Annotated in this window: 4 protein-coding genes and 1 pseudogene; 1 reads left to right on the forward strand and 4 read right to left on the reverse strand. The window is 36.8% G+C overall.

Going from position 1 to position 4,690, the window contains the following annotated elements:
• Positions 1-189 precede the first annotated feature (189 nt).
• The 4 genes from Q0212_RS07355 to Q0212_RS07370 all read right to left on the reverse strand — a co-directional run bounded on the left by Q0212_RS07355 (position 190) and on the right by Q0212_RS07370 (position 3,972).
• Complete coding sequence (locus Q0212_RS07355; protein WP_297924084.1) at positions 190-693, reverse strand: hypothetical protein; 504 nt, start codon at positions 691-693, stop codon at positions 190-192.
• A gap of 15 nt (positions 694-708) precedes the next feature.
• Entirely contained in the window at positions 709-1,914 is a 1,206-nt protein-coding gene (locus tag Q0212_RS07360) for a YncE family protein (RefSeq protein ID WP_297924085.1), read from the reverse strand.
• A gap of 136 nt (positions 1,915-2,050) precedes the next feature.
• Positions 2,051-3,142: a hypothetical protein gene (locus tag Q0212_RS07365; RefSeq protein ID WP_297924087.1), complete on the reverse strand. Its 1,092-nt coding sequence runs from the start codon at positions 3,140-3,142 to the stop codon at positions 2,051-2,053.
• A complete protein-coding gene (locus Q0212_RS07370) occupies positions 3,139-3,972 on the reverse strand; it encodes a helix-turn-helix domain-containing protein (RefSeq protein WP_297924089.1) in 834 nt (277 codons plus the stop codon). Before Q0212_RS07370 ends, Q0212_RS07365 begins: the two co-directional genes overlap by 4 nt.
• A 370-nt stretch (positions 3,973-4,342) precedes the next feature.
• On the opposite strand from Q0212_RS07370, the pseudogene Q0212_RS07375 reads away from it, so the two are divergent.
• Positions 4,343-4,690, forward strand: a pseudogene (locus tag Q0212_RS07375) (hypothetical protein); the annotation flags it as partial.

Below are 4,690 nucleotides of genomic sequence, written 5' to 3' on the forward strand. Positions count from 1 at the left end.
TTCTCAATTTATAGGGTTTCAAGATGCTCATCTTTTGTACTGAGGTAATAGTTGTTTTGTTCAACTCCTCGAAGTTTGAAGTATGGTTCGCGAAGGTTATGACCACCTTTTAGTTATATTTTGTACAGGGCCAGAACTGATAGTAATATTTTCTGCTTATGCATTATTTCATGGAAGTATTAGATGTATTTAATTTGACATGGTTGAGTAACACCATAGCCTTATTTCTAAAATCTCTGCTTTTAATAAAATCCCCTGTTCCGACAACCATAAAAAACTTGGTGCGGTTTCCTGTTCAGTATAAACAGCAAATTTTTTTGTTTTGGTATTATTAAGCTGCTGATAGCCTAATTCAATTTTATTGCCTTGTTCCAATAAACGATGGACAGACGCTAATCCTACCGTTTTTATATCAATTTCTTGATAATGCTTGCTACTTGGAATAAGTAACCAAGCCACACCTTTGTCATGACGGATAATCGTTGAAACAATAGCTCCTCCTAAATTTGCGTCTTGACGCTCTTTGTTTGCAGCCATATAAATTTTATTGCTAAACGGGCCGGGTACAGTTTCAATAATTTGAGTAGCTGAGTATGAGACCGTTGGTAATGCTTGTGCATACGTCACTGAGCAATCAGTGACGCTTAAAAGCATCAGTGTCAGCCACTTAGAAAAAACAGTTTGTCTTTTCATGGTTTTCACCGTTTTTTAATTCATCCAACCCGCAGGTGCATAACCTTCACGAATACGCTGGGGATGGTCACCAACATTAATTCTTGCTACTTCTGTGCCTGTATTATATGAAATCACCGACATTTGATCGGTGCCACTCCATGAGACATAACAACGATCACCTGTTTTATTAGATGTGACCCAATAAGGTTTTTCGCCCAAACCTTTTAAAATTTTATAGTTAAATGTGGCACGATCAACAATTGCAACATAATCATCCATTGTGCCAGCAACACATAATGTTGTTCCTGCACTGTTCATGGCAATACCATGATGTGCTGAATCATTAACATATTGCTCTAATGGCATATTGGGAACTAAGTTAGGTAGTTTTGCCAAACGAGTTACTTTGTCATTGACCATATCGTATTCTACAAAACCATGTAAAAATGATAATTGGAAATAAAAGAACTTTTCATCTGGCGTGTGAGCCATTGGTCTTACTGCTGGGCTTAAATGCGCTAAACCTGCAGCTTTTAACTTATCCGCCATATTAAATTTTTTGATGATTTGATAATTATTGGCATCAACGACTTGAAACACTCTTTCGCCTTTAGTCCAATCAAAAAAGTATGGGTCTAATGGGGTAAAAACATAGCCAATACTGGCATGATAAATTTTTGAGCCATCTTTGGAATAGACATTTTCATGCGGGGAATTGCCAGAGGCAAATTTGCCGACTTGTTTGCCTGTGTTAACATCTAAAATATGCACGACATTACCCGTTGAAGCAGAAACCGCAACTTTTGTTCCATCTGGAGATAATGCCATGTGGTCAGAACGATAACCATCAACAACAAAACGCCACACGATTTTTCCTGTGGCAATATCAATTGCCACCACATCTGCAAAACTAGGACGAGAAGCAATTAATAATTTACCATCATTGCTGCTATACATATCATCAACAAGTTGGTCATGTCCTTCGCCAATTAAATTACGTACGGCTTGAAATGCTACTAATTTAATTGGGTTAAGCAAAATCTCTTTCATGCGTGCTTGTTTATCTGGCACAACATTAATTACGCCTACTTTAGAATAATTTTGATTATTAAAAACATTGACCGTTCCATCCCAATTGTTACCAACAAAAACAACCGCTTGGCTATCGGCTAAAGCAGTATTCATTTGCGAAAGCATGGCTGTAGTCGTCAATAAAATCGACATTAATGTTTTTTTCATTATTATTTGCCCCTGAGATTTTTTAGATTAATAGACCAAAGACAGTTTCTGCCTAAGGCAATTTCATGGGCGTGATAGTAGTTAAAGCTTTATTTAGTTTCCCCCCTCTTTAGTAGGGTTTCGACAAAGGGTAGTTTTAATTTATGCCAATTTGCTGACGTTCTTGAAAACGATAAAATCCGCCCTCCTCCTCATTACGAATATATTGTGCTTCTTCTGCGCCAAACTTACGTAATTGCAAGGCTTGAATATGTACTTTTAGGGTCTCTCCTTCGTATTGTTTAACTAATGCTGCACGCTCTTGCATATAAGATGCACCTGCTTCGGCACGTTGAGCACGTTCTGCGTCCAATTCATCCCAACGTTTAATTGCGGCATCATCTAAACCCATGGCTTTACGCAAATGATGCAATTCTTGTTTTCGTTGCTCAGGCGCTAGGCTATGTAGTTCATCTTGTACTGAACTTAATGTTAATAAGCCTTCCATTTGTTGAACAGGATGTGATTTTTCGGGATCAACGGCCTCTTTACCATAAACATCAACTAATGTTTGCACATAACGATCAACTTTGGTGTTAAGGGGCAAATTAGATTTATCTAGTTGTTGTAAAGTGGCATCTACTTTTTCTTGTTTTAATTGTGCTTGCCAAATAATTTTGGCATCTTCGCCAAATAACTGAATACGCTTATCCCAAATCGCGCGCAGCTTTTCCTCTTTAGAACTAAACGTTGTTGAATACTTTAGCTGTGCCATCCAATCGTTATAAATTTCCATTGCATCTAAAGAAGCCAATAACTTATCGTACTCAGCAGGAAAAAATATTTTTAACATCGCTTTTAAACGAGCCATCCAATCATTAGGGTATTTTTCCATTAAATAACGTTTTAAAGATTCAATCGTTTGTAATCGCCAATAAGGATGATTCAATTTGCTGCCATAACGTTTTTGTAAATTTGTCCCTAATTGTTTTTCTTCTGCATTTAAGCTGTCCATTGATAAATTGGCTAATGTAACTTGTGCTGAGACTGGAGCATAGTTATTTGTTTGTTGAGTGCTTTTATCTGACTGTTGCATAGATTTAGCAAAATTTTCACTATTGTTACTATCAACCCAAATTAACAATCCTAGACTAGCAAATATTAAACCAACGCTACTAAACATCGCAATTTTACGAAAACTTTGACTATTTTTATCTGATTTTTTGGGGGTTATTTGTTGTTTTTTCATGGATTATTACCCTCTGCTTGATACATTACCATACCATCTATTGCTAACATACCACCTAAATAAATTCTGGTTACAGCCATTGCTCGTTGTATAAATGAAGGTTTAAGACCTAACATTTCTCCAAAAACATGATTAAAGTGCGCTGCATCAGAAAAACCAACTTCATGAGCTGCTTCTGTTAACGAAACACCTTGCTGCATCAACCATGCTGCTAAAAATAAACGATGCCAATTTCTATATCTACGCAAGGTTAAACCAGTCACCTGTCTAAACCAACGAGCTAATACCTCTTCAGAAACACCTGCTTCAGCAGCATAATGACCATTAGTTAAATTTTCTGTTGCTGATAATCGTACTGAATTTACAACTTTTGCGATTGATTCTTGAACTTGGCCTTCTGGCTCTGGTGAAGGTAAATCTAAGGCTTTGACAAACTGTTCATAAACCAATGTAGGCTCTATAGGATTAAAATATAAATCTCTTAAATTATTAATGATTTGTGCTGCAAATAAATCGTTATCTAAAACATACAAACCATCTAATACAGGCTTCATTCGTTTTGCCAAATGCTGATAATCACGGCTCAATACATCCAAAAAACAACAGGCCAAAATACCATCCTCTGGCACATAACGCACTTCCCCCCCTGCTGGCACAAGGGCAAGATGGGTTTTAATACGCGGACTATCATTCATGGAAATTTCAAATGGCGTATTTAAGCCGACTAACAACCAAGCACAGGCTGGCACAAACTCAACAACTTCAGGAATAAGCCCCAAAAATAATGAACGATGCTCCCATAAATGCAATTGCATAGGCGACTTTATCATTTGTTTTTCTAAAATGTCTGACTTCGTTAAAAGCATATTGGTATGTGTAACTTTGCCCACTATCTGATGCCTCGTTAATCGAGTTTATTGTTTTTGTTGAAAGCGGTTATTTTTATTTTTACGTCATTAAAAGTATATCTTTGACGTTCTTTAGCTAAATATTATGTAAATCACGTCAATTTTTCTTGTAAGTTTTTCGCTTTTTATCAATACATTTTTATTTTTCCGACAAAAGGCAGAAAATCTTACAAGTAATATTTGTAGTTGAGGATTATCTTTTATCCACACAAGGGGCTAAAAAACAACCTAATACATAGTAAAGCCCTCATCAACAATGAAAACTAATAAACAATAACAAAGGTAAGCCACTATGAATTATAAAAAACTGGCCACACTGGCTGCTTCAGTGCTTTTATCACTGGGTTTGTCACTTCCAGCTCAACAGGCACATGCCGAAGCACAAAAAACAAAATACCCGATTATTTTGGCTCATGGTATGGCAGGTTGGGACGAAATAGTGGGTCTTGATTATTTTGGTAATGAAAAAGGCGTATTTGCCTTGGATGGTTGTCAATTTTTGGAAGTTAACGGCTGTAATGACGATGTTAATGGTAGTCAAATGGCAGAAGCTTTTCAGGTAACGTCCTTAGCCGACTCCGAAACACGCGGTTTGCAACTTGCTGATAAAGTTCAAAGCTACATGACAACTAAAGGGGTG

Source organism: uncultured Agitococcus sp. (genome assembly GCF_937920075.1).
Taxonomy (GTDB): Bacteria; Pseudomonadota; Gammaproteobacteria; order Pseudomonadales; family Moraxellaceae; genus Agitococcus.